This is a genomic window from Streptomyces sp. BV286 (genome assembly GCF_019090165.1).
Classification (GTDB): Bacteria; Actinomycetota; Actinomycetes; order Streptomycetales; family Streptomycetaceae; genus Streptomyces.
Genome location: NZ_JAHRIB010000178.1, coordinates 1 through 25,201, shown reverse-complemented (window position 1 = coordinate 25,201; position 25,201 = coordinate 1). Strand labels below are relative to the sequence as shown.

The following is a 25,201-nucleotide window of genomic DNA, read 5'->3' as shown; positions in this document are numbered from 1 at the left end:
CCGAGCCCTGGGGTCCCGGGCCCCCGGCTCTCACACCGGCATCATCGGATAGCTGCCGGTGTTCGTCGGCGCGTGCTCCGGGAGCCACAGGACCGCCACCGCCCCCTCCGCGGGCACGCCGTCCGGCGCCCCGACGGCCCGCACGTTCCGGAAGGTGAGCCGCGCACCGAGCACCCGCGCCTGCCCCGCGGCGATGGTGAGCCCCAGCCCGTGCCCCTGCCCCGCACGGTCGCTGCTGCCGGTGCGGAAACGGCTCGGCCCGTCGGCGAGCAGCGCCTCGGGGAAACCCGGCCCGTGGTCGCGGACCCGGATGACCCGGCCCTCGACCGTGACCTCGATGGGCGGCCTGCCGTGCTTGGCGGCGTTGACCAGGAGGTTGATGAGGACCCGCTCCAGCCGCCGGGGGTCGGTGGTGACCCGCGACTCGTGCACCACGCGTACGCGGATCTCCGGGTCACGCGCGGTCACCCGCCGGGTCACGAACTCGCCCAGCATGATGTCCTGCAGCTCGGCCCGCTCGGACGCGCTGTCCAGCCGGGCCACCTCCAGCACGTCCTCGACCAGCTGCCGCATCGCCTGCGCCCGGTCCCGTACGAGTTCCGTCGGCCGCCCCGGCGGCAGCAGCTCGGCCGCGGTGAGCAGCCCGGTCACCGGAGTGCGCAACTCGTGCGCGATGTCGGCGGTCACCCGCCGCTCGGCCTCGATGCGCTGCTGCAGTGCGTCCGCCATCGCGTCCACGGCCCGCGCGAGGTCGTCGGTCTCGTCGCGCACGACGCCGCCGATGGAGTCCCGCACCCGCACGTCCGTCTCGCCCTGCGCGACCCGCCGGGCCGCCGTGGCCGCCTTGCGCAGCCGCCGTGAGAGCTGGCCGCCGATGAGCACGCCGAGTGCGCAGCCGCCGAAGACCACCGCGATCGAACCGATGAGCAGTGCCTCGTCGAGGTCCTTCAGCACGGTCGTGCTGCGGTCGGTGAAGTTCGTGTGCAGCGACAGGATCCGGCCGTCCTTGAGCGGGACGGCGGCCCAGATGTCGGGCACGCCGTCGGCATGCTCCGTCACGTAGGTCGCCCGGCGCCCGGCCGTCACCTTCGCCAGCAGGTCCTTCGGCAGCAGGGGATCGTCGATCTTGATGCCGGGGAAGTTCGGCCGCCCGGACGCCTCGTAGTTCCGCTGGGCGATCTGGACGCGTTCGTCCGCCAGGTCGCGCGCGTTGTCGAGCATCGAGACCCGGGCGGCGTTGTGCACGACCAGGCTCAGCGCGACGGCCACCAGCGCGCCGACCGCCGCGATCGCGGCGCTGAGCTTCCACCTGATCCCCGTACGCGGCATCAGACGTCTGGTTCTCTCCCGCAGACCGCCCCGGTCGCGCCCGCCGAGGCCGAGCCCGGCATCGGACGCGGGGCCAGGTTCGAGCGCGGGGCCGGCCCCGCGACCGGGGTGCCGGCCGTCCCCGGGCAACTCGTCCCGCCCGCTCACGCCGTGCCCTCCGGCGCCCGTTCCCGACGGACCCACCACGCGGCCACCTCCGCCGATCCGCCCGCGCCCGTCCTCAGCCGGTCCACCGGCCCCGCCGGCCGGGCTCTGGTTCCTCCCCCGCATCGTGCGCTCCGCTCAGGCCTTCAACTTGTAGCCGAAGCCGCGGACCGTCTCGATCCGGTCCTGGCCGATCTTCGTACGCAGCCGCTGCACATGGACGTCGACGACGCGGGTGTCACCGCCCCAGCCGTAGTCCCACACCCGCTCCAGCAGTTTGTCGCGGGACAGGACCGTACCGGGCGCGGACGAGAACTCCAGGAGCAGCCGCATCTCGGTGGGTGTCAGCGCCACCGGCGCGCCGCCCCTGCGCACCTCCATACCCTCCGTGTCGATCTCCAGTTCGCCGGCGCCGAAGGACAGCGTTCCGCCGGCGGGGACCGACGACGTGCCGTCGGGCTCGGCGCCGGAGTGCGATCCGTTCGCGTGCCCGAAGCGCCGCAGCACGGCCCGGATGCGCGCGACCAGCACGGCTCCGTCGAAGGGCTTCGTCACGTAGTCGTCGGCGCCCGCCTCCAGGCCCAGGACCACGTCGATCGAGTCGGCACGGGCCGACAGCATGATCACCGGGACGGTCGACTCGTCACGGATCCGACGGCACAGCGACACCCCGTCGATCCCCGGCACCATCACGTCGAGGAGCGCGATGTCGGGCTGGTCCGCGCGGAACGCCTCCAGCCCCGACAGACCGTCGGGCATGGCGGTGACCACGAAGCCGTCGCGCTCCAGCGCGAGCTGGGTGGCCTCGCGGATGACGTCGTCGTCCTCGACGAACAGGACATGGGTCTGCTCTGCCATCCGGTGCTCTCAGTTTCTCGGTCGGTGGGCCCTGCGGAGCCAGGGGACCCAGCGGTTGTACGGGAACGCGCCCTACTGCTCGGTCGGCGCCGCGGTCTCGCCGCCCACCACCTTGCTGTAGTCGTTGTGCGTCCTGGCCCGTTCCGTGAAGCGGGTCGTCATCCAGTGGTACGTGATCACTTCCTCGCCGGACGGATACGTCACCGGGTCGTCCTTCTCGTACACCTGCTGGGTGACCACCAGGTCGCCCCGGTCGATCTCCGCGTAGACGGGCGGCTCCTCGGCCCGGAAGACGTTCCGGTAGACGTCGTCCTCCTCGCGGTACACGTACGAGCCGACGCCGACCGCGTCCCCGCAGGTCATCACGTTGATCACGATGTCGGCGGCGGAGCCTCCGGTGAGGTTTCCGTACGACACGTCGACCGGGTACTCGTCACCGACGCACGGCTTCAGGTCCCGCTTGACCGCCGAGCTGACGCCGGGGTCGGCCTTGACGAGCCTGACCGCGTTCACCCGGTCGGGAGTCGCCGAGGCCGAGACGGAGGGGGTCGCGACGCTCCCGGCGGCCGAGTCGCTCAGCGCCGGGCCCTCGTCACGGGCGCCGGTGCCGCCCGTGCCGCAGGCGGACACGAAAAGGCCGAGGGCGGCGATCACGGCCACTGCCGTGATCACCGCCGTCCGGACCTCGGGGGCCCGGGGGCCCTCAGTGTCTAGGCCGCGCAACGCTCCCGCTCCTCACGCTCCGGCGCACGCACGCCGGGCTCGCCGTTCTCGTCACAGGACCGGCGCTCCAGCTCCTCGCGGAGCCGGGCCAGCGCCCGGTGCAGTGTGCTCTTGACCGTGCCGGCCGACATGCCGAGGGCGGCGGCCGTCTCCTCCGTGGACATCTGCTCCCAGTGTCGCAGCACGACGACGCTGCGCTGCTTGGGAGCGAGCACCTTCATGATGTCCATCAGGAGCGCGCGGTCGGCGTGCTGCTCGGTGGAGTCCTCCACGCTCGCGTCCGGGAGCTGCTCGGTGGGGACCTCCTCCAGCTTGCGGGCCCGCCACCACTCCGTACGCGTGTTGATCATGACGCGGCGCAGGTAGGCGTCGGCGAGACGCTTGTCCGCGATGCCGTCCCAGCGGCCGTACGTCCGCACCAGAGCGGTCTGCAGAAGGTCCTGCGCGTCGACGGGGTCGGGGACCAGGCGGCGTGCGCTGCGCAGCAGCGCGTCCTGCCGGGTACGTACGTACTCCTCGAACTCGAGCACCTCGCCGTGCGCCATTCCAACCGCCTCCGTCCCCGTTCCGACCTGTGTGCTGCCGGTTGTCCGTTGCCTGCCGTACCGCTGTTCCGCGGTACGGCACTGAAGTTACGGACGTGTTGTCACGGGGTTGTCCGAGCGAGCCTGCGGGGAGCGCTCGGCTGTCCGTCGGTTGTGTAACGGAAGTAGGGCCTGGGTAAAGCGAGGTGGCGACTGGGGTGGGTACGCGGTGATTTGCCCGCCGGGGAGCTGTTACCCGGCTCGGTGGAATGTGTGGGTCAGCTCTGCGGGAGCCGGTACAGACCGCCGACGAGCGGCTCGACCAGTCCGTCGGCGACCAGCCCGTCCAGGGCGCGGGCCCGCTGCACGGGCTCCTCCCAGACACGGTCGAGGGCCGACTGCGGCACGGGGTTGACGGCCTCGCGCAGTACGGCGAGCAGCCGGCCGCGCACCTGGCGGTCCGTGCCCGCGTAGGTCTGGCCGCGCCGCGGCGGACCGTCGTGCGTGGGCTTGCCGGCCAGCCGCCAGGTGCACAGGGCCGCGATCGGGCACCGCGCGCACGTCTCGTTCTTCGCCGTGCAGACGAGTGCGCCGAGCTCCATGGACGCGGCGGCCCAGCGCGAGGCCGTGCGCTCGTCGTCGGGCAGCAGGGTGCGGGCGAGCCTGCGCTCGGCGGCGGTCGTGGCGTTCGGCGGGTACTGGACTCCGGTGACGGCCCGCGCGAACACGCGCCGCACGTTCGTGTCGAGGACGGCGTGCCGCTGCCCGTACGCGAAGGAGGCCACCGCGGCCGCCGTGTACTCGCCGATGCCGGGCAGCGCGAGCAACTGCGCGTGCTCCGTGGGGACGTCGCCGCCGTGCCGCTCCGTTATGGCGACCGCCGCGCCGTGCAGACGCAGCGCACGCCGGGGGTAGCCGAGCCGGCCCCAGGCGCGGACGGCCTCGCCCGGCGCGTCGGCGGCGAGATCGGCGGGCCTCGGCCAGCGGGCGAGCCACTGCTCGTACACCGGAAGCACCCGGCTCACCGGTGTCTGCTGCAGCATGAACTCGCTGACCATCACCCCCCACGGCCCCGCGTCGGCCCGCCGCCACGGCAGGTCGCGCGCGTTCTCCTCGAACCAGTCGATGACAGGGGCGTGCAGGTCGTCGCCGACGGTCTCGAGCGTGTCGGCCTGGGCGCGGGATGAGGGCTTCGTGGGAGCAGTCATGGCAGTTCCGATCCTGCCACGGCCTCCGGCGGTTTGCCGGGGTCGGGGGCGTTGTGTTGTGTTCTGGGCGCGGGTCGGCGGGGCGCGCGGCGCAATTCCCCGCGCCCCCACGCGGAGGGGAGCACCCGGCGGACGACAGCGGACGACGGCGGACCGAGGCTCTTCCGAGATGATGATCGGAAAAAGTTGGGGTCCTGGGCGGCGGGTGGGGACAGCGAACTCCCCGATTTCTCGTACAGTTTGCGCCGTGGGATCTCTGCGCAATCCGGTCGGGCCGCTTCCCTCCTCCATCTACTGGCGACGGAGGGCCATTCTCGCGTCCATGTTCGCGGTGCTGGCACTGTTGATCACGTGGGTGGTCACCTCCGGAGGCGGAGGCGGCAACAGGAACGACGCCGACGGGGGCAACGGCAAGAACCCCACGGCCTCGATCACACCCGGCCCCTCCGGGTCCGACCCCGCGATCAGTCAAGCCCCGGGCGGGCGTGACGAGTCGAGCGGTGGCGGCGACGGGTCCGGGGAGTCCGGCGGGTCGGCGGGTTCCGGAGATTCGGGCGGTTCGGGCGGTTCCGGGTCGGGCGGTTCGGCCTCGGGCGGTGCCGGTTCCGGTGGCGGCGGGGACGACGGCGAGGGCGGTGGCGGCTCGGGCGACACGGTTCCGGCCGGGTCCAGCCTGCCCAACTGCACGGCGGGGTCCGTGAAACTGACGCTGCGCAGCGTCAGCAACTCGTACACGCCCGACGAGAAGCCCACCTTCGAACTGATCGCCAGGAACTCCTCCGGCAGCGACTGCAAGCTCGACCTCGGCCCGAAGAACGCGGTCCTGACGATCACTCAGGCAGAGAGCGACGACGAGATCTGGTCCTCCGCCGACTGCCCGACGAGTGCCGCGAGCATTCTCTTCCGCGTCCCTGCGGAGAACCGCGTCACCCGCACCGTCGAATGGAACCGCAAGGCGAGCGCCCCCCAGTGCGCGACCCCACCGGCACTGACGGCAACCCCCGGCACATACCTGGTGGAAGCCAAAACCCCGGGCCTCCCCAAGTCCCAGACATCCTTCGTCCTGAAGAAGGACTAACACCCCAACCGAAACCCGACCGGCGCCCTTGAGGGGCGCGAGGAACTGCGCGCCAAGCCCTCAGGAACGGTCACTGGCACAACCACCTGGCGCCGTCAGGCGCCTTCCAGGGGCGCGGGGAACTGCGCGACCAGCCCCCACGGACCGGCACCGGAAAACACGCCCCCCACTCCCGGCGAGGGCAAGGGCCCAGGCAAGGGCCACCCCCACAACTCACCCAAGCCCAAAACCCCGCCAAGCCGCCGGCAGGCTACACGTAGCGCTCGAGAATCGAGGACTCCGCCAACCGCGAAAGCCCCTCCCGCACACTCCGCGCCCGAGCCTCCCCGACCCCGTCCACGGTCTGCAGATCATCCACGCTGGCAGCGAGAAGCTTCTGCAGCCCCCCGAAGTGCTCGACCAGCCGGTCGATGATCGCACCGGGCAGCCGCGGCACCTTGGCCAGCAGCCGGAACCCGCGGGGCGACACCGCGGAGTCGAGCGCCTCGGGCGACCCGGTGTAGCCCAGCGCCCGCGCCACCGTGGGCATTTCGAGCAGCTCGGCATGCGTGAGCGCGTCGAGCTCGAACAGCGCCTCGTCGACCGTGCGGGAGCGCTTCGCGGTCGGTTCGGGCACGTAGTCCCGCACCACGAGCGACCGCTCGGGCTCGACCCCGGCGATCAACTCGTCCAGCTGCAGCGCGAGCAGCCGCCCGTCCGTGCCCAACTCGACCACGTACTCGGCGATCTCGGTCGCGATCCGCCGCACCATCTCCAGCCGCTGGGCCACCGCCGACACGTCCCGGACGGTGACCAGGTCCTCGATCTCCAGCGCGGACAGCGTGCCCGCGACCTCGTCGAGACGGAGCTTGTACCGCTCCAGCGTGGCCAGTGCCTGGTTGGCGCGGGAGAGGATCGCGGCCGAGTCCTCCAGGACCCGCCGCTGCCCGTCCACGTACAGCGCGATCAGACGCATGGACTGGGAGACGGAGACGACGGGGAAGCCGACCTGCTTGCTCACCCGGTCCGCCGTGCGGTGCCGGGTGCCGGTCTCCTCGGTGGGGATGTTCGGGTCGGGGACCAGCTGCACGCCGGCCCGCAGGATCTTGGTGATGTCCTTGTCGACGATGATGCCGCCGTCGAGCTTGCACAGCTCGCGCAGGCGGGTCGCCGTGAACTCGACGTCCAGCACGAAACCGCCGCTGCACATGGCCTCGACGGTCTTGTCCCAGCCGAGCACGATGAGCCCGCCGGTGTTGCCGCGGAGGATCCGCTCCAGGCCGTCACGCAGCCCGGTACCGGGTGCCACGGCGCTCAGGGAGGTACGCATCAGACCATCGGCACCGGAACTCCCGCCGGACTTGCCGGGAACTGCTGCCCGGTCGTTGGCTGCCACTGCACTCCTCCGGTCGCAGGCTTCTGGGGGCGCCCTCGGTTCGTACGGACGGGCGAGACCTGGGCAAAGTCTACCGGCGCTCTTCGTCCTCCCGTGGGGCGTCTCGCCGACGCGACCTCGGGAGGACCCGCAGCGCGTCTCCCATGTCGGCGACTTCCAGGACCTTCATACCGGCGGGGATCTTGCCCGGGTCGCCCGGAACGAGGGCGTGGGTGAAGCCCAGACGGTGCGCTTCGGCGAGCCTGCGCTGCACCCCCGTGACCCGTCTGACCTCGCCCGCGAGCCCCACTTCACCGATCGCGACGAGGTTCTTGGGGAGCGGGGTGTCGCTCGCCGCGCTGGCCAGCGCGAGCGCGACCGCGAGGTCCGCGGCGGGCTCGGAGAGCTTCACGCCGCCGACCGTCGCCGTGTAGATGTCCCGCTTCCCGAGCGCGCTGATCCGGCCGCGCTGTTCGAGGACGGCGAGCATCATCTGGACCCGGGAGGTCTCCAGGCCGGACGTCGTACGCCGCGGGGTGGGGATCTGGGTGTCCACGGTGAGCGCCTGGACCTCGGCCACCAGGGGGCGGCGGCCTTCGAGGGTGACGGTCAGACAGGTGCCGGGGACGGGCTCCGCCCGGCGGGTGAGGAACAGGCCGCTCGGGTCGGTCAGACCCGTGATGCCCTCGTCGTGCAGCTCGAAGCAGCCGACCTCGTCCGTCGTCCCGTAACGGTTCTTGACGCCGCGCACGAGCCGCAGGCGCGCGTGCCGGTCGCCCTCGAAGCTCAGGACCACGTCCACGAGGTGCTCCAGGAGACGCGGGCCGGCGATGGCCCCGTCCTTGGTGACGTGACCGACGAGGAGGGTGGCCATGCCGCGCTCCTTGGAGGCGCGGATCAGGGCTCCGGCCACCTCGCGGACCTGGGACATGCCCCCGGGGGCGCCGTCGATCTCCGGGGAGGCCACCGTCTGTACGGAGTCGACGATGAGCAGGGACGGCTTCACGGCGTCCAAGTGGCCGAGGACCGCCGACAGATCGGTCTCCGCCGCCAGGAACAGGTGGTCGTCGATCGCCTTGATGCGGTCGGCGCGCAGGCGGACCTGGCTCGCCGACTCCTCACCCGTGATGTAGAGCGTGCGGTGCTCGTCGCTCGCCGCCTTGGCGGCCACGTCCAGCAGCAGCGTGGACTTGCCGACGCCGGGCTCTCCCGCCACGAGCACTACCGCGCCCGGCACGAGGCCGCCGCCGAGCACACGGTCCAGCTCGGGCACGCCGGTCGAGCGGGCGGTCGCCTGCCGGCCGTCGACCTGGCCGATGGGGAGCGCGGACGTGGTGACCCGGCCGGGAGCCGTCGTACGCACCGCGGGCGCGCCGTACTCGTCGATCGTCCCCCAGGCCTGGCACTCGGGGCAGCGGCCGAGCCATTTGGCCGTCTGCCAGCCGCATTCGGTGCAGCGGTAGGACGGTCGGTCCTTCGCGGTCTTCGTACGGGCAGCCATGACACGAACCGTAACCGGCACCACCGACAGTGCGGTGACGGCCTGTTCGGCGCGCGATGCCGATATCCGGGCACCCTTCACAAACCGGCCACGACTCGTCAGGAACACGCCATGGAATTCGGGGTTCCTGTCCTCTTATGAGGGATCGTTTCACCCGTACGGATTAAATGTGCGCAAGCAGGAAGAAGGGGCCCCTGCCAGGCACCTACGGTCGCACGGGTGATGAGCAGCAGTCCGGAGACCTCCCCGCACACCACCGGCGCACACCGGGCGCACCGTGCAGCGCGTGACCGGGCGGCGGCGCGCACGCTGGCGCAGCGCCCACCCGCGCGCTACGAGCCGTATCTGGACGGCCTGTTCACGTACTGCCTCTCGGTGCTGTGCGACCACGACACGGCGACCGCCGCTCTCGGGGACGTCCTAGCCCTGGCCGAGCGGCGCGGCCAGCGCGGCCCGGAGGCGTCCGACGACCGCCGGGCCTGGCTGTACGCGCTCGCCCGTTGGTCCTGCCTGCGCAAGCTCGCCGAGGCCAAGCAGAAACGTCATGGCGCCCACGCCTCGGGCCGCTCGGAGGCCGGCACACGCACCCCGGGCCGCCCTCAGGGCAGGGATGCCCTCGGCCGTCCCTCGGGCTCGGACGCCCCGGGCCGCCCCTCGGGCGCGGACGCTTCGGGCCGCTCCTCCGCCCCGCGCGCGGAGGGCCAGCCCAAGGTCGTCCACGCCGCCCGTCGCGCCCCCACCGCGGCACCGGACCGCTCCCCGGACCGTTCCGGGGACGGCACTGCCGACCTCCTCGCCGCCGCGGAGGAGGACCGCCGCCGTCGCGAACTGGCCCTGCTGGCCTGGCCGGAGGCCGCCGGAACGACGCCCGAGCAGCGTGAGGCGCTCGAACTCGCCGTCCGTCACCAGCTCGCCGCGCACGAGGTCGCCGCCGTCCTCGGCATGGATCCGGCCGCCGCCCGGGAACTCCTCGCGACGGCCGCCTGCGAGGTCGAGCGCACACGCGCGGCCCTCGCCGTCGTCGAGACCGGTACCTGTCCGGGTGTCACGCGCCTCACAGGTGACCACCACCTCGTCCTCAGCACGGCCCTGCGCCGTGAACTGGTCCGGCACGTCGACGACTGCCCGCGCTGCCGCCGGACCGCCGAGCGCGCGGTCCCGGGCTCCTGGCCCGGCACCAGCGTCACGCCCGCCGCGCTGCCCGTGCTCGAAGCCCCGCGCGCGGCCCTCCACATGGCGATGACGCACCTCCCGCGCGCGCGGGGCGGCGGTCCGCGCTTCGACCGGCGCGGCTTCCCGATGGACCCCAAGGACCACGCGGCCCGCCGGGACCGTCTCCGCGCGCGTGCCGTCACGACCACGGTCGTCGCCACCGTCGTGGCGGCCCCCGTACTCGCCCTGTGGGCGGCCTACCGCGGCGCGCCCCTCATCGGTGAGGGCGCCGACGGCCGGTCTGTCACCGCGAGCGAGGCGCACGACTCCGAGGGGTTCGGGGACGGGGCCCCCGGCTACGAGAACGCGGGCAACGCCAGTACCAGGCCCGATGCCCGTTTCACCCCGCGCAGCGGCTCGCCCGATGTCTCCGTGGAGGTCATCAGCGTGGCCCCGGGGCAGCAGGACCACGGCCTCTCCGTGGCGGCCGACTCCAGCGGCGACACGACTCTCATCACCCTCAGGGCGACCGGCGGCGCACCGGTCCACTGGTCCGCGCGCACCGGAGCGTCCTGGCTCTACCTGAGCCAGTCGTCGGGAACGCTGGAACCAGGGGAGTCGCTGACGATCAAGGTGTACGTCGATCATCTCCGCGAGCCGATCGGCCTCTGGAGCGCACGGGTGTCGATCGCACCCGCGGGCGCGGTGGTCACGATCGACGGTTACGGCACCGCGGGCCCGAGCCCGACACACCCCGGGCCCCGCCCGGACCCGCCGACGCCGACCGACCCCGGTCCGACGGACCCGGGCCCGGGGCCCGATCCCGAGCCCACGCCGAGCGAGCCGACGCCCTCCAGCCCCGCCCCCGAGCCCACTCCCAGCGACTCGGGCCCCTCGGACCCTGAGCCGGAACCACCGCCGGAATCCTCCGGAGGTTCCACGCCGCCGCCCAGTGACAGCGGCACTCCCAGTGACAGTGGCGCCCCGAGTCCGTCGGAGGGCTGAACGCGTCCCGCGCGGGGCGTCGTCGTCCGCGGGCCGTGGGGGCTGGTCGCGCAGTTCCCCGCGCCCCTTACAGGCGGCCGCCCGCTACGGGGCGCCCTTCAGCCGCGGGCCGGGTCCGCCGGATGCGGGGCGAGCAGCGGCAGCTGCGAGGCCAGCCGCTCCTCGCACAGCTCGACCAGACGGTCGTACCCCGCCTTGCCCATCAGCTCGATCAGCTCGGGCCGGTACGAGACGTACACCGGGTCCCCCGCACCGTGCGCCGACGTCGCCGACGTGCACCACCAGTGCAGGTCGTGGCCACCGGGACCCCAGCCGCGCCGGTCGTACTCGCCGATCGAGACCTGCAGCACGCGGGTGTCGTCGGGCCGGTCGATCCACTCGTACGTCCGCCGGACCGGCAGCTGCCAGCAGACGTCCGGCTTGGTCTCCAGGGGTTCGAGGCCCTCCTTGACGGCCAGGATGTGCAGCGAGCAGCCCGCGCCGCCGGCGAAACCCGGCCGGTTCTGGAAGATGCAGGACCCCTGGTACGGGCGCGTCTGCCGGTCACCGTCCTCGTCCTTCGAGACCCAGCCGGTCTCCGTACCGACTGCGTGGTTCTGCCAGATCTCGGGCGTGAGCCTCGCCACATGCCCGGCGACGCGCTTTTCGTCGTCCTCGTCCGAGAAGTGGGCGCCGAGCGTGCAGCACCCGTCGTCCGCGCGGCCGGCCTGGATGCCCTGGCAGCCGCTTCCGAAGATGCAGTTCCAGCGAGAGGTCAGCCAGGTCAGGTCGCAGCGGAAGACCTGCTCGGCGTCGGCCGGGTCCGGGAACTCCACCCACGCGCGCGCGAAGTCGAGCCCCTTCTCGTCGCCCTTCGGCGGCTTCGGGTGCTTCGGGGTCTTGGATGACTTCACGGGCTTCTTGGACCCGGACACCAGGGCCTGCTCGAAGTCCGCCACGGACTCCGCGGCGGAACCCTTGGTCGATTTGTCGCTCTTCGCCTTTTTCGTCTTTGGCACGTGTCCAGAGTAAGTCGCCTGTGACCACTCTGGGGACGGCCGGGCGGCCCGGGCGCAGTAGCGTTCCGTCCATGAGACTCGGTGTCCTGGACGTGGGTTCGAACACGGTGCATCTGCTGGTGGTGGACGCACACCCCGGCGCGCGCCCGCTGCCCGCGCATTCGCACAAGGCGGAGCTGCGGCTCGCCCAACTCCTCGACGCGAGTGGCGCGATCGATTCCGAAGGGGTCGACAAGCTGATCGCCGTCGTCCGGGAGGCGATGGAGGCCGCCGAGGACAAGGGTGTCGAGGATTTGCTGCCGTTCGCGACCTCCGCGGTCCGCGAGGCCAGCAACGCCGACGAGGTGCTGGCCCGGGTGCGCGCCGAGACCGGTGTGGAGCTCCAGGTCCTCACCGGCGCCGAGGAGGCCCGGCTCACCTTCCTCGCCGCCCGCCGCTGGTTCGGCTGGTCGGCCGGGAAGCTGCTCTGCCTGGACATCGGCGGCGGTTCGCTGGAGATCGCGTACGGCATAGACGAGGAGCCCGACGCGGCGGCGTCGCTGCCGCTCGGCGCGGGCCGGCTGACCGCGGGCTGGCTCCAGAGCGACCCGGCGGACCCGGCGGACATCAAGGCCCTGCGCCGTCACGTGCGGGCCCAGATCGCCCGTACGGTCGGGGAGTTCAGCCGTTTCGGCGCCCCGGACCACGTCGTCGCCACCTCCAAGACCTTCAAGCAGCTCGCCCGCCTCGCCGGCGCCGCGCGCTCGACCGACGGCCTGTACGTCCAGCGTGAGCTCAAGCGCCGCTCCCTGGAGGACTGGGTGCCGCGGCTCGCCTCCATGACCATCGCCGAACGCGCGGAACTCCCCGGGGTGTCCGAGGGCCGCGCGGGCCAGCTCCTCGCCGGCGCCATCGTCGCCGAGGGCGCGATGGACCTCTTCGGGGTGGAGACCGTGGAGATCTGCCCCTGGGCGCTCCGCGAGGGCGTGATCCTCCGCAGCCTCGACCAGATGGCCTCGCCGTAAGGACCGGCGGCTTCGCGGCAGGGATCAGGCGGCTTTGCCGTAGGGACCAGGCCGCCCCGCCGCAGGGGCGTCCACAGGGGCGCGAGCAACCGGGCGCACAACCCCGGACAACCCACCCGGCGCACACTCCGCGCCCCACCCGCCGCACGCCCCCGCCCCACCCGCCTGGCGGCGCGGGGTCGTGACATGCGCGGCCAGGGGCGTTCTCGGGCCAGGCCCCGGCCGGCCCGCTGCCGCCCGGGACCGCGCCCCCGTCGGCGACCCGGTGCTCCCCGGCCAAACCCCACCGCCCTGCCACAGCCACCGAAGCCACCCCGTAACCTGTCCCCGTGGCAGAACCAGTCGTGCGCATCCCGGATGCGAAGGTCGCGCTCTCCACGGCCTCCGTGTATCCGGAGTCGACGGCGACGGCCTTCGAGATCGCCGCGCGCCTCGGCTACGACGGCGTCGAGGTCATGGTGTGGACCGATCCGGTCAGCCAGGACATCGAGGCCCTGCGCCGCCTGAGCGACTACCACCACGTCCCGATCCTCGCCGTGCACGCTCCCTGCCTGCTCATCACCCAGCGCGTCTGGTCCACCGACCCGTGGACCAAGCTCCAGCGCGCCCAGGCGGCCGCCGAGAAGCTCGGGGCGAGCACGGTCGTCGTCCACCCTCCGTTCCGCTGGCAGCGCCAGTACTCCCGCGACTTCGTCAGCGGCATCTGGCGCATGGCGAACGAGACGGACGTACGGTTCGCCGTCGAAAACATGTACCCCTGGCGTTATCGCGACCGCGAGATGCTCGCGTACGCCCCCGACTGGGACGTGACGAAGGACGACTACCGGCACTTCACGATCGACCTGAGCCACACCGCGACCGCCCGCTCCGACGCGCTCCAGATGGTCGACCGCATGAGCGACCGCCTCGGCCACGTCCACCTTGCCGACGGCAACGGCTCCAACAAGGACGAACACCTGGTCCCCGGCCGCGGCACCCAGCCCTGCGCCGAGCTGCTCGAACGGCTCGCCTTGTCCGGCTTCGACGGCCATGTCGTCATCGAGGTCAACACCCGCCGGGCCATGTCGGGCGCCGAGCGCGAGGCCGACCTGGCGGAGGCCCTCGCCTTCACCCGGCTCCACCTGGCCTCGGCGGCCGCCCGGGTTCCGCGTACATGACCGCCGCAGCCCCGCGCCGCCGGGGACGCCCTTCCCGTACGGACTCCACGGACGCCCCCGCGGCCCGTGACCGCATCCTGGCGGCGGCCCGCGAGGAGTTCTCGGAGCGGGGCTTCGAGAAGACGTCCGTGCGCGGCATCGCCAAGGCGGCGGGTGTGGACTCGGCGCTCGTGCACCACTACTTCGGTACCAAGGAACAGGTCTTCGAGTCGTCGATCGAGGTCGCGTTCGGCCCTCTCCTGAAGGCTCCCGGCGCGATCGCCGAGGGCCCGCTCGACGGTGTCGGCGAGCAGCTGGCCCGCTTCTTCTTCGGGGTCTGGGAGAACCCGGCGACCCGCGGTGCGCTGCTCGCGATCATCCGCTCCGCCGTGAACAACGAGGTCGCGGCCTCGGTCTTCCGCCGCCTCGTCTCGGCCCAGCTGCTGCGCCGCGTCGCCGGCCGGCTCGACGTGCCGGACGCCGAACTGCGCGCGGAACTGGCCGCCGCCCAGCTGGTCGGCATCGCGATGCTGCGTTACGTGATCAAGGTCGAGCCCCTCGCCTCGGCGGACCCGGAACAGATCATCGCGAGGGTGGCCCCCGTGATCCAGGGCCACCTGACGAACCCCTGAGCCCGGCCCTCCTGGGAGCTCCCAAAGCTGTGGGAACCGCGCGGGCCGCCCACCACGGTCCGGGGCTGAAAACCGAGACAACCATCCCGCATTCCGGACATCGTGTCCGCCCCCTGGATGACCGGCGTACGCTCGATGGGAGTCAACACTCTCCGAAGGAGCGAGCGACGATGCCCGAGCTGAGGTCCCGCACAGTCACCCACGGCCGCAACATGGCGGGCGCACGCGCCCTTATGCGCGCCTCCGGTGTACCGGGCGCGGACATCGGCCGCAAGCCGATCATCGCGGTCGCCAACTCCTTCACGGAGTTCGTGCCCGGCCACACCCACCTCCAGCCCGTCGGCCGGATCGTGAGCGAGGCCATCACGGCCGCGGGCGGCATCCCGCGCGAGTTCAACACGATCGCCGTCGACGACGGCATCGCGATGGGCCACGGCGGAATGCTGTACTCCCTGCCCTCCCGCGACCTGATCGCGGACAGCGTGGAGTACATGGTCGAGGCCCACTGCGCCGACGCCCTGATCTGCATCTCGAACTGCGACAAGATCACCCCGGGCATGCTGAACGCCGCCCTGCGGCTGAACATCCCGACCGTCTTCGTCTCCGGTGGCCCCATGGAGTCCGGCCGGGCCACCCTGGTCGACGGCACGGTCCGTACGCTCGACCTGGTCGACGCGATCTCCGACGCCGTGAACGACAAGATCTCGGACGAGGACATCCTCCGTATCGAGGAGAACGCCTGTCCGACCTGCGGTTCCTGTTCCGGCATGTTCACGGCCAACTCCATGAACTGCCTCGCGGAGGCCATCGGACTCGCCCTCCCGGGCAACGGCTCGGTCCTGGCCACGCACACGGCCCGCCGCGCGCTGTACGAGAACGCGGGCCGCACGGTGATGGACATCACCCGCCGCTACTACGAGCAGGACGACGAGACGGTCCTGCCCCGCAACGTCGCCACCTTCGCGGCCTTCCAGAACGCCATGGCCCTCGACATCGCCATGGGCGGCTCGACCAACACGATCCTGCACCTGCTGGCCGCGGCCCAGGAGGCGGGCGTCGCCTTCGACCTGGACGACATCAACGAGGTCTCGCGCCGGGTGCCGTGCCTGGCGAAGGTCGCACCGAACGTCGCCAAGGACCGCACGTACTACATGGAGGACGTGCACCGGGCCGGCGGCATCCCCGCCCTCCTCGGTGAACTGCACCGCGCGGGCCTGCTCAACGAGGACGTCAACTCGGTCCACAGCTCGTCCCTCGCCGACTGGCTGAAGACGTGGGACGTGCGCGGCGGCTCCCCGTCGCCGGAGGCGCTGGAGCTGTGGCACGCGGCCCCCGGCTGCGTGCGCTCCGCGGAGGCCTTCTCCCAGTCGGAGCGCTGGGAGGCCCTGGACACGGACGCCGCCGGCGGCTGCATCCGCAGCGCCGAGCACGCGTACTCGAAGGACGGCGGCCTCGCCGTCCTCAAGGGCAACCTCGCCGTCGACGGCTGTGTCGTGAAGACGGCCGGCGTGGACGAGTCGATCTGGACCTTCGAGGGCCCGGCGGTCGTCTGCGAGTCGCAGGAGGAGGCCGTGCAGAAGATCCTCATGAAGGAGATCACGGAGGGCGATGTCGTCGTCATCCGCTACGAGGGCCCCAAGGGCGGCCCCGGTATGCAGGAGATGCTCTACCCGACCTCGTACCTGAAGGGCCGCGGCCTGGGCAAGACCTGCGCCCTGATCACCGACGGCCGCTTCTCCGGCGGCACCTCGGGCCTCTCCATCGGCCATGCCTCGCCCGAGGCCGCCGCCGGTGGCACGATCGCCCTGGTCCGCGACGGCGACCGCATCCGCATCGACATCCCGGGCCGCAGCATCGAGCTCCTGGTCTCCGACGAGGAACTGGCCACGCGCCGCGAGGCCCTCGCCGGTGTGTACGCACCGGTCGCCCGCGAGCGCAAGGTCTCGGCCGCCCTGCGCGCGTACGCGGCGATGGCGACCAGCGCGGACAGGGGCGCGGTCCGCGACGTCTCGAAGCTCGGCTAGCCCGGCAGCGCCACCCGCACGTGGACCCGCCCGGTCCTCACCACCGGGCGGGTTCGCCGTTCCCGGGGGTCACCGGCCGGCCCGGGCGGCCGGTGCACCGCTTCACCAGGCCCGGCCGGGCCGGTCGGCCGGTGCACCGGTTCACCAGGCGGCAGGGCTGCCCGCGTCCACCGCGAAGACACTGCCGTCGGGCGCGCTGCCGAAGACCGCCCCGTCCATGACCACCGGCAGGGGCAGTTCCGCCACGACCCGCGCCGTGTCACCGCCCAGCCGGGGCCGGGTCTGCCCCAGGGGTTCGCCGCTGTCGGCGTCCGTGGCGAGAAGACGGCCGTCCGGACCGGTGACGTACACCCGGCCGCCCGCCACCACGGGCCGCGACGGACGGCTCACCGAGGTCTCCAGGCGCCACAGCTCGGAGCCCTTCCCGGACGGACGCGTGTCGACGGCCACGAGTGAGCCGCCCACGTCGCTGAGGTACGCGATTCCACCGCTCTGCGCGGCGGAGGCCCGGTCGAGCGGGGTCGGCAGGGGCACCCGGCGGGCGCTTCGCTTCCCACTGTCGAACCGGACGATCGCGTCGACCATCTGGTCCGCGTTCGTCGACAGGAGGTACAGGGCGCCGTCGGGCGCGGAGAACGGGCTCAGGTTCCCGGCCGCCGACCCCGTCCACAGCACCGTGCCCCGCTCCGCGGACACCGCGCTCACCTGCGTGGTGGTCCCGTCGTCGGAGGGCGTCACCGCGTAGAGGACGCCCGCCCCGGCCGAGCCGCCGATCCACTGGGTGCCGAGTCCGCCGATCGGCGCGCTCCAGCGCTCCTTGCCCGTCCCGCTGTCGAGTGCCCGCACCGCGCCACGCTCACCGACGAGGAGCGTGGTGTCCACACCGTGCACGACGGCCGCGTACGCGGAGATGTCCACGCCCCAACGCTGCTTGCCCGACCGTGGATCGACCGCGCTGAGCCGGTCGCCGCTCGTGATGTGCAACAGACCGCCCGACAGCTCGGGCAGTGCTTTCGCGTCCACTGAACCGTCGCCGTCGCCACGGCCACCACTGCCGCTGCTGCTACCGCTGTCGCCCGCACCCGTTTCCGCGTCCCCGCCCTTGTACGACCACATGATCCGGCCGTCCACGGGATCGAGCCGCGCCGCCGGAACCCCGGGAGCCGAGCAGAAGAGGGCGCCCTCACCCGAGGTGCAGACCGGAGGCGTGACCTGTGCCCCGGCCGTCCCGGTGCCGGTGCCGGTGCCGGTGAGAGCCGTACTCCACGGCCGAAAGGTCTCCGGACTCGCCTGGGCGGAGCCGGCCGGAGGTGCCTCGGACGAGACCAACTCCCGTACACCGAGCCCTCCGCCGACGGCCAGCACGAGTGCCGCGCCGGCCACCGCGGCCCGTCCGGGGCGGCGGCGGGTACGGGCGGGAGCGGCCGTCACCGGCCGCGGGCCCGCGGCGATGTGTGTCTCCTCGGGAGGCCGCCGCTGGAGCGGAATACGGGGTGCGGGCGCGGGCACCGGCTGCCGCAGTGCGTCCATCACCTCGGCGGGCAGGGGCCGTTCGGCCGGTTCCTTCGCGAGGCAGCGCAGGATCAGCGGTACCAGGTCGTCCGGGACACCCGCCAGGTCCGGTTCGTTGTGCACCACCTGATACGCGACGATGTACGGGCTGTTGGAGTCGAAGGGCCCGCGGCCCGTCGCCGCGTGGGCGAGCACCGCGCCCATCGCGAACACGTCGGCGGCCGGCCCGACCTCCCTCGGCCGCTGGAACTGTTCGGGCGCCATGAACGGAGGCGAACCGATCAACTTGCCCGTCTCCGTGCGCACATCACTGTCCGTCGGCCGCGAGATGCCGAAGTCGATGACCTTCGGCCCGTCGGGCGCGAGAAGGACGTTGCTCGGCTTGAGATCACGGTGGACCACTCCGGCGCGATGGATGTCGCGCAGCGCCTCGGCCAGACCGGCACCGAGCCTGCGCACCTCGCCCGGCTCCATCGCGCCGTTCCGCTTCACCTGCTCGGCGAGGGTCGGGCCCGGTATGAACAACGTTGCCATCCACGGCAGTTCGGCGTTCGGGTCGGCGTCCACCACGGGCGCGGTGAAGGCTCCGCTCACCCGCCGGGCGGCGCTCACCTCCTGCTGGAAGCGTGCCCTGAACTCGGGGTCGGCCGCGTACGCGGCGTGGACGACCTTGACCGCGAGACGCAGTCCGGAAGCGGACGTCGCGAGATGCACCACACCCATGCCGCCCGCACCCAGGCACGACTCAAGGCGGTACTGCCCGGCGTAGTCCGGGTGTTCCGCTTCCTGTCCGGGTCCGAAGCTGCGCAGCGGGGCCATGGCCCACCCCCGTGTCTGTGTCCGCCGAGCGCGACGCACGGAGCCTAGTCGATGGTGCGTGCGATGTCGGAGGGGCTTGCTAGCCTGCGCGGGTCGCGTGTGAGAACCACGAACGCACCGACGGGGAAAACATCAACGGGGGAGGCAGCCATGGCTGTTGAGGAAGGCACGACCACGGTCGAAGGAACGGTCGAGGACACGGCTGAGGGGACGGCGGTCGGCACACTGGCCGCCGCGGAGAGCGCGGAGGCGACGGCGGTCCGCTACCCGGTGGCTCCGGGCGTCCGCCTGAAGGTCCGCAGCGGCCCCGGCACGCAGTACCAGCTCGTCAAGGTGCTGCCGCTCGGCGCCCGCGTGCCGATCAACTGCCAGAAGCCCGGCGAGTGGGTGACCGGCACGTACGGCACGACGAACGTCTGGGACAACATCGCCAACGGCCAGTACGTCTCGGACGCGTACGTGAAGACGGGCAGCGACGGTTACGTGGCACCGCGCTGCGCCTGAACGAAGCAGGGGCCATGAGACCCGGGAGGAAACAGAAGTGAAGCTCAGCAGGTCCGCGAGGTTCGGCAAGGGCAGAGCCGCGCTGGTCGCGGGTGCGGCCATCGGGGCGACCCTCATGGTCATGGCCTCGGCCCCGGCGGCGAGCGCCGCCGTGAACCAGAGGTACTACTCGGTCGCCCCCGGCTACTCCGTGAACGTCCGCAGCGGACCGAGCACCAGCTACTCCATCATCCGCACGCTCCCGGTCGGCGCCAAGGTCCCGATCTACTGCCAGACCCCGGGCGAGACGATCACCGGTCCGTACGGCACGACGAAGATCTGGGACAACATCGACAACGGCCAGTACATCTCGGACGCCTACGTGCAGACGGGCAGCGACGGCTACGTGGCGGGGCGCTGCGGCTGAACCGCCGCGAGCCCCGGTCCGCCGACTACCGACCCGCCCACCGGCAGGCCACGGGCCGGCGGGCCGGGGCTCCCGCTCGCCCCGCCACCGCTCCGGTCCGCACGCGAATGCCGTCGCCCGGCCGACCGAGGCCATAATCGAACCGTGAGCGACGAACCAGGTACCTCCGCAGGCCCCCGCCCCGAGCCGATCCGCTTCTTCGGAACGACGTGGGTGAACCACGACGGCGGCTACCGCGCCCGCCGCGCGGCGGTCACCGCGGGCTCGCTCGCCGCGATCGTGGTCGGCTGCCTGGTCCTCCGCTTCGCCTACGAGGGCCTGGAGATCGCGGCCGTGGGCGGCTTCGTCACCCTCCTCGTCGTGACGATGTTCGCCGTCTGCAGCGCGGTCGCGTTCCGCAACACCTGGTCGGGCTACTCGGCCCGCCCGGCCCCGGACACCCAGTCCGCCCTTCGAGGCCTGCTGACCATCGGTTTCGTCGGCACTCTCACCGCCTACTTCTTCCGCTCGCTGACGGAAGCGCCGGGCGAGCGCCTCCACCGCACCGAGTACGAGACGGCCCGCGCCCAGTACGACCGCCGCGCGTCCCGCCGCAAGGGCAAACCGTCACGCGGACGACGCGCCTGACCGGACGGCCCATCGGGCAGCCGAGGCAGCCGAGGCAGTCCCACTGTCCCTGAGCTCGAAGCCCTTCACCCGGCGGTCTCGGCCCCGGCCGTCCACCGCCCCTCACCCTGCTGCCCTGCCCCGTTCCGTTCCGTTCCGTTCCGTTCCAGGCCTGCGCCCCTCCTCTCCCAGCCGCTCCGCCGTCCACCGCCACGGCCCCCGCCGACGCGGCACTTCGCCACGCCCCCCTGCCGACGCGGTACGCGGCCACGCCCTCGCCGCCCCGCCCCGCGGCAACGCCCCCCGCCGACGCGACACCCCGCCATGCGATGCCCCGCCCGGGCTTGACGACCCCTGCCCCCGGGAGCAATATTCATCACATGATGAATAAAGCGCCGGGCCCACCCGACCCCACGCCACAGACCCCGGACCACACACCGGCTCCGGGCCACACAGCCGTCCCCTCCGCGGTCCACGCCGAGGCCCTCACAGTCGTCCGGGGAACCCGCCAAGTCCTCCGCGGACTCGACTTCGACGTCCCTCGCGGCCGGATCACCGGCCTGCTCGGCCCCTCGGGGTGCGGCAAATCCACCCTGATGAGGTCGATCGTCGGCACCCAGGCCCAGGTCACCGGCACCTTGGAGGTCCTCGGCCTCCCCGCCGGCCACGCCACGCTCCGCTCCCGCATCGGCTACGTCACCCAAGCCCCCTCCGTCTACGACGACCTGACCGTCCGCCAGAACCTGGACTACTTCGCCGCGATCCTCGACCCCGGCCGCGCCGCCGCCACCCGCCGCCACGAGAACGTCACCCACGCCATCGCCGACGTGGACCTCGCCTCCCACGCCGACGCCCTCGCGGGCAACCTCTCCGGCGGCCAGCGCAGCCGCGTCTCACTCGCCGTGGCCCTCCTCGGCACCCCCGAACTCCTCGTCCTCGACGAACCCACGGTCGGCCTCGACCCCGTACTGCGCCGCGATCTGTGGCAGCTCTTCCACACCATCGCCGCCGAGCGGGGCGCCACCCTCCTCGTCTCCTCCCACGTCATGGACGAGGCCGAGCGCTGCCATCGCCTGCTCCTGATGCGCGAGGGCGGAATCCTCGCCGAGGACACACCGGACGCCCTGCGCACCCGGACCGGCGCCGACACCGTCGAGGCCGCCTTCCTCCACCTGGTCGACGAAGCCATCGCGGCCGGCGACGAGCCCCGCGACCAGCACCACGACAAGCACCACGACAAGCACCACGACAAGCACCACAAGGAGCCCGTCCGATGAGCACGAGCACCGCGCCACGCGCGAACCCGGCCGCACCCCCCGGGCCGAGCGCCATCAACCTCGCCCGCACCACCGCCACCGCGACCCGCGTCCTGCGCCAGCTCCGCCACGACCCGCGCACGATCGCGCTGATGATCCTCATCCCGTGCCTGATGCTTCTGCTGCTCCGCTACGTCTTCGACGGCAGCCCGCGCACCTTCGACTCCATCGGCGCCTCGCTCCTCGGCATCTTCCCCCTCATCACGATGTTCCTGGTGACCTCCATCGCCACCCTCCGCGAACGCACCTCCGGCACTCTGGAACGCCTCCTCGCCATGCCCCTCGGCAAGGCCGACCTCATCGCCGGCTACGCCCTCGCCTTCGGGGCCATCGCCATCGTCCAGTCCGTCCTGGCCACGGGTCTGGCCGTCTGGGCCCTCGGTCTCGACGTCACCGGCTCGGCCTGGCTGCTCCTCCTGGTCGCGCTGCTCGACGCCCTGCTCGGCACCGCCCTGGGCCTCTTCGTCTCGGCGTTCGCCTCCTCGGAGTTCCAGGCCGTCCAGTTCATGCCGGCCGTGATCTTTCCCCAGCTCCTCCTCTGCGGCCTGTTCACCCCGCGCTCCGACATGCACCCCGTACTCGAAGCCATCTCCAACGTCCTCCCCATGTCGTACGCCGTCGACGGCATGAACGAAGTCCTCATCCACACCGACGTCACCGCCGCCTTCGTCCGCGACGCCCTGATCGTCGCGGCCTGCGCCCTTCTCGTCCTGACACTCGGCGCGGCAACCCTCCGCCGCCGCACCGCATAGCCGCGCCGCCCCTCAGCCCGCCCGCCCGAAGGGCACGACCGTGTCCCGCCCAGCGGACAACGCGACCCGCCCCCGTGCCCCGGTGCGAGGATGGGCCCCGGACGACGCACCCCCGGAGGGCAACCGAACATGACCCAGAAAGTCGCAGTGCTCGGCACCGGCAAGATCGGCGAGGCCCTGCTCAGCGGAATGATCCGAGCCGGCTGGGCCCCCGCCGACCTCCTGGTCACCGCCCGCCGCCCCGAGCGCGCCAAGGAACTCCAGGAGCGCCACGGCGTCACCCCGGTGACCAACCAGGAGGCCGCCAAGAGCGCGGACACCCTGATCCTCACGGTCAAGCCGCAGGACATGGGCACCCTCCTCGACGAACTGGCCCCGCACGTCCCCGCGGACCGCCTGGTCATCAGCGGCGCCGCGGGCATCCCCACCTCCTTCTTCGAGGAGCGCCTCGCCCAGAACACCCCCGTCGTCCGTGTCATGACGAACACCCCGGCCCTCGTCGACGAGGCCATGTCCGTCATCTCCGCCGGCAGCCACGCCACCGCCGAGCACCTCACCCACGCCGAGGAGATCTTCGGCGCCGTCGGCAAGACACTCCGCGTCCCCGAGTCCCAGCAGGACGCCTGCACCGCTCTCTCCGGCTCAGGACCGGCGTACTTCTTCTATCTGGTCGAGGCCATGACCGACGCCGGCATCCTGCTCGGTCTGCCCCGCGACAAGGCCCACGACCTCATCGTCCAGTCCGCGATCGGCGCCGCCGTGATGCTCCGCGACAGCGGCGAGCACCCCGTGAAGCTCCGCGAGAACGTCACGTCCCCCGCGGGCACCACGATCAACGCCATCCGCGAACTCGAGAACCACGGTGTACGGGCCGCCCTCATCGCCGCCCTGGAGGCAGCCCGCGACCGCAGTCGCGCACTGGCCTCCGGCAACGGCTGACAGCCCCGGGGCCGGGCCCGCACCCGGCCCCACCGCTCGTCACCCCACCGCTCCTCACTCCGCAGGCAGCAGCCCGATCGCCCGGTACGCCGAGTCCACCGTCGGCCTCGCCATCTCCCTGGCCTTCTCGGCACCCTTCCGCAACACCCCCTCCACGTACGCAGGATCCGCGCACAACTCCTTGTGCCTCTGCTGTACGGGCCCGAGGAGCTCCACCACGGCCTCGGCGGTGTCCTTCTTCAAAGATCCGTACGATTCATATACACCGGCCAGGTCGTTCGGGTTCCCCTCCGCACAGGCCGCGAGGATCTCCAGCAGGTTCGAGACCCCGGGCCGGGCCTCCCGGTCGTAGGCGACCTCCCGCCCGCTGTCCGTCACGGCCCTCATGATCTTCTTCCGGACGACCTCGGGCTCGTCGAGCAGATAGACGATCCCGGGCCCCACGTCGTCGGACTTCCCCATCTTCGACGTCGGCTCCTGCAGGTTCATGACCCGCGTCGCCACCTCCGGATGCGTGGCCCGCGGCACCACGAACGTGTGCCCGTACCGCTGGTTGAACCGCACCGCCAGGTCCCGCGCCAGCTCCACGTGCTGCGCCTGGTCGTCCCCCACCGGCACCTCGTCGGTCCCGTACGCCAGGATGTCCGCCGCCATCAGCACGGGATACGTCAGCAGCGACAGCCGCACACTCCCGCCCCGCGCGCGCTCGGCCGCCGCCTTCTCCTTGTACTGGATCATCCGCCGCATCTCGCCGTCGGTGGCCACGCACTCCAGCAGGTACGACAGCCGCGCGTGCTCATCCACGTGACTCTGTACGAAGAGCGTGCACAGCTTCGGATCGAGGCCCACGGCCAGCAACAGGGTGGCCGCCTGCCGACTGAGCCTGCGGACCCGCCCGGGATCGTGGTCCACGGTCAGCGCGTGCAGGTCGACGACACAGAACAGTGCGTCGGCCTCGTGCTGGTCGACCGCGCTCCAGCGCCGCATCGCCCCCAGGTAGTTGCCCAGTGTCAGGTGCCCGGTCGGCTTGACCCCGCTGAAGACCCGCTTCATTCCTCTACCTCCTGGTCGAGGCCGCCACCACCGCCGGCCGACGCTCCAGGAAGGAGATACGAGAACGGCCGCCGAGGCGGCGGCCGTTGAGTACACGCGTATGTACGGCCGCCGTCAGGCGGCCCACCACAACTGGGTGCACGCGTGCGTAGTCATGACGCCGAGGGTACGCCTCCAGGGTGGCCCCTGGCCTCAAGTTGACACACCTCAGGCCCCTACGTAGTGTTCTCCGAGTTGTTCGACGTGAGCGCCGACTTCGGTTGGTCCCCGGACAGCCATTCCGCAACAAACACACAGCGATCGACGACCCGTCGTCGGCTCGTTTTCATGCGCGTTTGCGAAATGAGGAATCCGCGTTCGAAAGGACGCAACCCCGATTAGCTCGGGGGCCAGGATTCCGCTAAAGTCTCACTCGTCGGAACGGCCCAACAGCCGCGAAGACAACCCACTTCGACTGGGAATCGGGCCCGAAAGGATCTGATAGAGTCGGAATCGCCGGAAAGGGAAACGCGAAAGCGGAAACCTGGAAAGCGCCGAGGAAATCGGATCGGGAAACGGTCTGATAGAGTCGGAAACGCAAGACCGAAGGGAAGCGCCCGGAGGAAAGCCCGAGAGGGTGAGTAC

Annotated in this window: 22 protein-coding genes; 12 read left to right on the top strand and 10 right to left on the bottom strand. The window is 72.0% G+C overall.

Annotated features, from left to right (window positions below; genetic code table 11):
* Nucleotides 1-30: 30 nt before the first annotated feature.
* The 5 genes from cseC to KUF83_RS33965 form a co-directional block, all read right to left on the bottom strand.
* Nucleotides 31-1,329 (bottom strand): two-component system sensor histidine kinase CseC, encoded by a 1,299-nt coding sequence (cseC, locus tag KUF83_RS33985; RefSeq protein WP_217458883.1) that lies wholly within the window; start codon nucleotides 1,327-1,329, stop codon nucleotides 31-33.
* 282 nt (nucleotides 1,330-1,611) lie between these two features.
* A complete protein-coding gene (gene cseB, locus KUF83_RS33980; RefSeq protein ID WP_217458882.1) occupies nucleotides 1,612-2,331 on the bottom strand; it encodes a two-component system response regulator CseB in 720 nt (239 codons plus the stop codon).
* A 72-nt stretch (nucleotides 2,332-2,403) separates the two neighbouring features.
* Nucleotides 2,404-3,054, bottom strand: a complete 651-nt coding sequence (locus KUF83_RS33975) for a hypothetical protein (RefSeq protein WP_254644765.1) — start codon at nucleotides 3,052-3,054, stop codon at nucleotides 2,404-2,406.
* Nucleotides 3,042-3,599 (bottom strand): SigE family RNA polymerase sigma factor, encoded by a 558-nt coding sequence (locus KUF83_RS33970; RefSeq protein ID WP_217458880.1) that lies wholly within the window; start codon nucleotides 3,597-3,599, stop codon nucleotides 3,042-3,044. The genes KUF83_RS33975 and KUF83_RS33970 overlap by 13 nt, the downstream gene beginning before the upstream one ends.
* A 257-nt stretch (nucleotides 3,600-3,856) precedes the next feature.
* Nucleotides 3,857-4,786, bottom strand: a complete 930-nt coding sequence (locus KUF83_RS33965) for an A/G-specific adenine glycosylase (RefSeq protein WP_217458879.1) — start codon at nucleotides 4,784-4,786, stop codon at nucleotides 3,857-3,859.
* A 247-nt stretch (nucleotides 4,787-5,033) separates the two neighbouring features.
* Here KUF83_RS33965 and KUF83_RS33960 point away from each other — a divergent pair, with 247 nt between their 5' ends.
* Nucleotides 5,034-5,864 carry a hypothetical protein gene (locus KUF83_RS33960; RefSeq protein ID WP_217458878.1) on the top strand — a complete coding sequence of 277 codons (831 nt, stop codon included), beginning with the start codon at nucleotides 5,034-5,036 and terminating at the stop codon, nucleotides 5,862-5,864.
* Nucleotides 5,865-6,114: 250 nt separating this feature from the next.
* Here KUF83_RS33960 and disA read toward each other — a convergent pair whose 3' ends face one another.
* Together disA and radA are read right to left on the bottom strand one after the other, a co-directional pair.
* On the bottom strand, nucleotides 6,115-7,239 hold the full coding sequence (disA, locus tag KUF83_RS33955) for a DNA integrity scanning diadenylate cyclase DisA (RefSeq protein ID WP_217458877.1): 1,125 nt from the start codon (nucleotides 7,237-7,239) through the stop codon (nucleotides 6,115-6,117).
* A gap of 70 nt (nucleotides 7,240-7,309) precedes the next feature.
* Nucleotides 7,310-8,719, bottom strand: coding sequence for a DNA repair protein RadA (gene radA / locus KUF83_RS33950; protein ID WP_217458876.1), 1,410 nt, complete (start codon nucleotides 8,717-8,719; stop codon nucleotides 7,310-7,312).
* A gap of 222 nt (nucleotides 8,720-8,941) precedes the next feature.
* On the opposite strand from radA, the gene KUF83_RS33945 reads away from it, so the two are divergent.
* A complete protein-coding gene (locus KUF83_RS33945; RefSeq protein ID WP_254644764.1) occupies nucleotides 8,942-10,876 on the top strand; it encodes a hypothetical protein in 1,935 nt (644 codons plus the stop codon).
* Between the two features lie 98 nt (nucleotides 10,877-10,974).
* Here the strand turns inward: KUF83_RS33945 and KUF83_RS33940 are convergent, their stop codons facing one another.
* The gene (locus KUF83_RS33940) at nucleotides 10,975-11,874 is read right to left on the bottom strand and encodes a hypothetical protein (RefSeq protein WP_217458874.1); all 900 of its coding nucleotides are present in this window, start codon (nucleotides 11,872-11,874) and stop codon (nucleotides 10,975-10,977) included.
* 71 nt (nucleotides 11,875-11,945) lie between these two features.
* Between KUF83_RS33940 and KUF83_RS33935 the strand changes: the two genes are divergently transcribed.
* From KUF83_RS33935 to ilvD, 4 genes are all read left to right on the top strand, one after another.
* Nucleotides 11,946-12,878 carry a Ppx/GppA phosphatase family protein gene (locus KUF83_RS33935; RefSeq protein WP_217458873.1) on the top strand — a complete coding sequence of 311 codons (933 nt, stop codon included), beginning with the start codon at nucleotides 11,946-11,948 and terminating at the stop codon, nucleotides 12,876-12,878.
* A 329-nt stretch (nucleotides 12,879-13,207) separates the two neighbouring features.
* Complete coding sequence (locus KUF83_RS33930; RefSeq protein ID WP_217458872.1) at nucleotides 13,208-14,035, top strand: sugar phosphate isomerase/epimerase; 828 nt, start codon at nucleotides 13,208-13,210, stop codon at nucleotides 14,033-14,035.
* Nucleotides 14,032-14,646: a TetR family transcriptional regulator gene (locus KUF83_RS33925; RefSeq protein ID WP_217458871.1), complete on the top strand. Its 615-nt coding sequence runs from the start codon at nucleotides 14,032-14,034 to the stop codon at nucleotides 14,644-14,646. Before KUF83_RS33930 ends, KUF83_RS33925 begins: the two co-directional genes overlap by 4 nt.
* A 170-nt stretch (nucleotides 14,647-14,816) precedes the next feature.
* On the top strand, nucleotides 14,817-16,670 hold the full coding sequence (gene ilvD, locus KUF83_RS33920; protein ID WP_217458870.1) for a dihydroxy-acid dehydratase: 1,854 nt from the start codon (nucleotides 14,817-14,819) through the stop codon (nucleotides 16,668-16,670).
* A gap of 141 nt (nucleotides 16,671-16,811) precedes the next feature.
* Here the strand turns inward: ilvD and KUF83_RS33915 are convergent, their stop codons facing one another.
* The gene (locus KUF83_RS33915) at nucleotides 16,812-19,001 is read right to left on the bottom strand and encodes a serine/threonine-protein kinase (RefSeq protein ID WP_217458869.1); all 2,190 of its coding nucleotides are present in this window, start codon (nucleotides 18,999-19,001) and stop codon (nucleotides 16,812-16,814) included.
* A gap of 150 nt (nucleotides 19,002-19,151) precedes the next feature.
* Here KUF83_RS33915 and KUF83_RS33910 point away from each other — a divergent pair, with 150 nt between their 5' ends.
* The 6 genes from KUF83_RS33910 to proC all read left to right on the top strand — a co-directional run bounded on the left by KUF83_RS33910 (nucleotide 19,152) and on the right by proC (nucleotide 23,524).
* Nucleotides 19,152-19,505, top strand: coding sequence for a peptidase (locus KUF83_RS33910; RefSeq protein ID WP_217458868.1), 354 nt, complete (start codon nucleotides 19,152-19,154; stop codon nucleotides 19,503-19,505).
* A 115-nt stretch (nucleotides 19,506-19,620) separates the two neighbouring features.
* On the top strand, nucleotides 19,621-19,911 hold the full coding sequence (locus tag KUF83_RS33905) for an SH3 domain-containing protein (protein ID WP_254644777.1): 291 nt from the start codon (nucleotides 19,621-19,623) through the stop codon (nucleotides 19,909-19,911).
* A 144-nt stretch (nucleotides 19,912-20,055) separates the two neighbouring features.
* Nucleotides 20,056-20,538, top strand: coding sequence for an EamA/RhaT family transporter (locus KUF83_RS33900; RefSeq protein ID WP_217458867.1), 483 nt, complete (start codon nucleotides 20,056-20,058; stop codon nucleotides 20,536-20,538).
* 359 nt (nucleotides 20,539-20,897) lie between these two features.
* Complete coding sequence (locus KUF83_RS33895) at nucleotides 20,898-21,794, top strand: ABC transporter ATP-binding protein (RefSeq protein ID WP_217458866.1); 897 nt, start codon at nucleotides 20,898-20,900, stop codon at nucleotides 21,792-21,794.
* Nucleotides 21,791-22,585, top strand: coding sequence for an ABC transporter permease (locus KUF83_RS33890; protein ID WP_217458865.1), 795 nt, complete (start codon nucleotides 21,791-21,793; stop codon nucleotides 22,583-22,585). Before KUF83_RS33895 ends, KUF83_RS33890 begins: the two co-directional genes overlap by 4 nt.
* A gap of 129 nt (nucleotides 22,586-22,714) precedes the next feature.
* Nucleotides 22,715-23,524, top strand: coding sequence for a pyrroline-5-carboxylate reductase (gene proC / locus KUF83_RS33885; protein WP_217458864.1), 810 nt, complete (start codon nucleotides 22,715-22,717; stop codon nucleotides 23,522-23,524).
* Nucleotides 23,525-23,578: 54 nt separating this feature from the next.
* On the opposite strand, the gene trpS is transcribed toward proC, so the two are convergent.
* Nucleotides 23,579-24,577, bottom strand: coding sequence for a tryptophan--tRNA ligase (gene trpS / locus KUF83_RS33880; RefSeq protein WP_217458863.1), 999 nt, complete (start codon nucleotides 24,575-24,577; stop codon nucleotides 23,579-23,581).
* Nucleotides 24,578-25,201: the final 624 nt, after the last annotated feature.

Bases quoted from the DNA above. Each gene is read 5' to 3' on its own strand.
- KUF83_RS33970 (WP_217458880.1), bottom strand. From the start codon at position 3,599: ATGGCGCACGGCGAGGTGCTCGAGTTCGAGGAGTACGTACGTACCCGG.
- cseC (WP_217458883.1), bottom strand. From the start codon at position 1,329: ATGCCGCGTACGGGGATCAGGTGGAAGCTCAGCGCCGCGATCGCGGCG.
- KUF83_RS33935 (WP_217458873.1), top strand. From the start codon at position 11,946: ATGAGACTCGGTGTCCTGGACGTGGGTTCGAACACGGTGCATCTGCTG.
- KUF83_RS33905 (WP_254644777.1), top strand. From the start codon at position 19,621: ATGGTCATGGCCTCGGCCCCGGCGGCGAGCGCCGCCGTGAACCAGAGG.
- KUF83_RS33915 (WP_217458869.1), bottom strand. From the start codon at position 19,001: ATGGCCCCGCTGCGCAGCTTCGGACCCGGACAGGAAGCGGAACACCCG.
- proC (WP_217458864.1), top strand. From the start codon at position 22,715: ATGACCCAGAAAGTCGCAGTGCTCGGCACCGGCAAGATCGGCGAGGCC.
- cseB (WP_217458882.1), bottom strand. From the start codon at position 2,331: ATGGCAGAGCAGACCCATGTCCTGTTCGTCGAGGACGACGACGTCATC.
- KUF83_RS33910 (WP_217458868.1), top strand. From the start codon at position 19,152: ATGGCTGTTGAGGAAGGCACGACCACGGTCGAAGGAACGGTCGAGGAC.
- KUF83_RS33945 (WP_254644764.1), top strand. From the start codon at position 8,942: ATGAGCAGCAGTCCGGAGACCTCCCCGCACACCACCGGCGCACACCGG.
- KUF83_RS33925 (WP_217458871.1), top strand. From the start codon at position 14,032: ATGACCGCCGCAGCCCCGCGCCGCCGGGGACGCCCTTCCCGTACGGAC.
- KUF83_RS33965 (WP_217458879.1), bottom strand. From the start codon at position 4,786: ATGACTGCTCCCACGAAGCCCTCATCCCGCGCCCAGGCCGACACGCTC.
- KUF83_RS33890 (WP_217458865.1), top strand. From the start codon at position 21,791: ATGAGCACGAGCACCGCGCCACGCGCGAACCCGGCCGCACCCCCCGGG.
- KUF83_RS33895 (WP_217458866.1), top strand. From the start codon at position 20,898: ATGATGAATAAAGCGCCGGGCCCACCCGACCCCACGCCACAGACCCCG.
- radA (WP_217458876.1), bottom strand. From the start codon at position 8,719: ATGGCTGCCCGTACGAAGACCGCGAAGGACCGACCGTCCTACCGCTGC.
- trpS (WP_217458863.1), bottom strand. From the start codon at position 24,577: ATGAAGCGGGTCTTCAGCGGGGTCAAGCCGACCGGGCACCTGACACTG.
- ilvD (WP_217458870.1), top strand. From the start codon at position 14,817: ATGCCCGAGCTGAGGTCCCGCACAGTCACCCACGGCCGCAACATGGCG.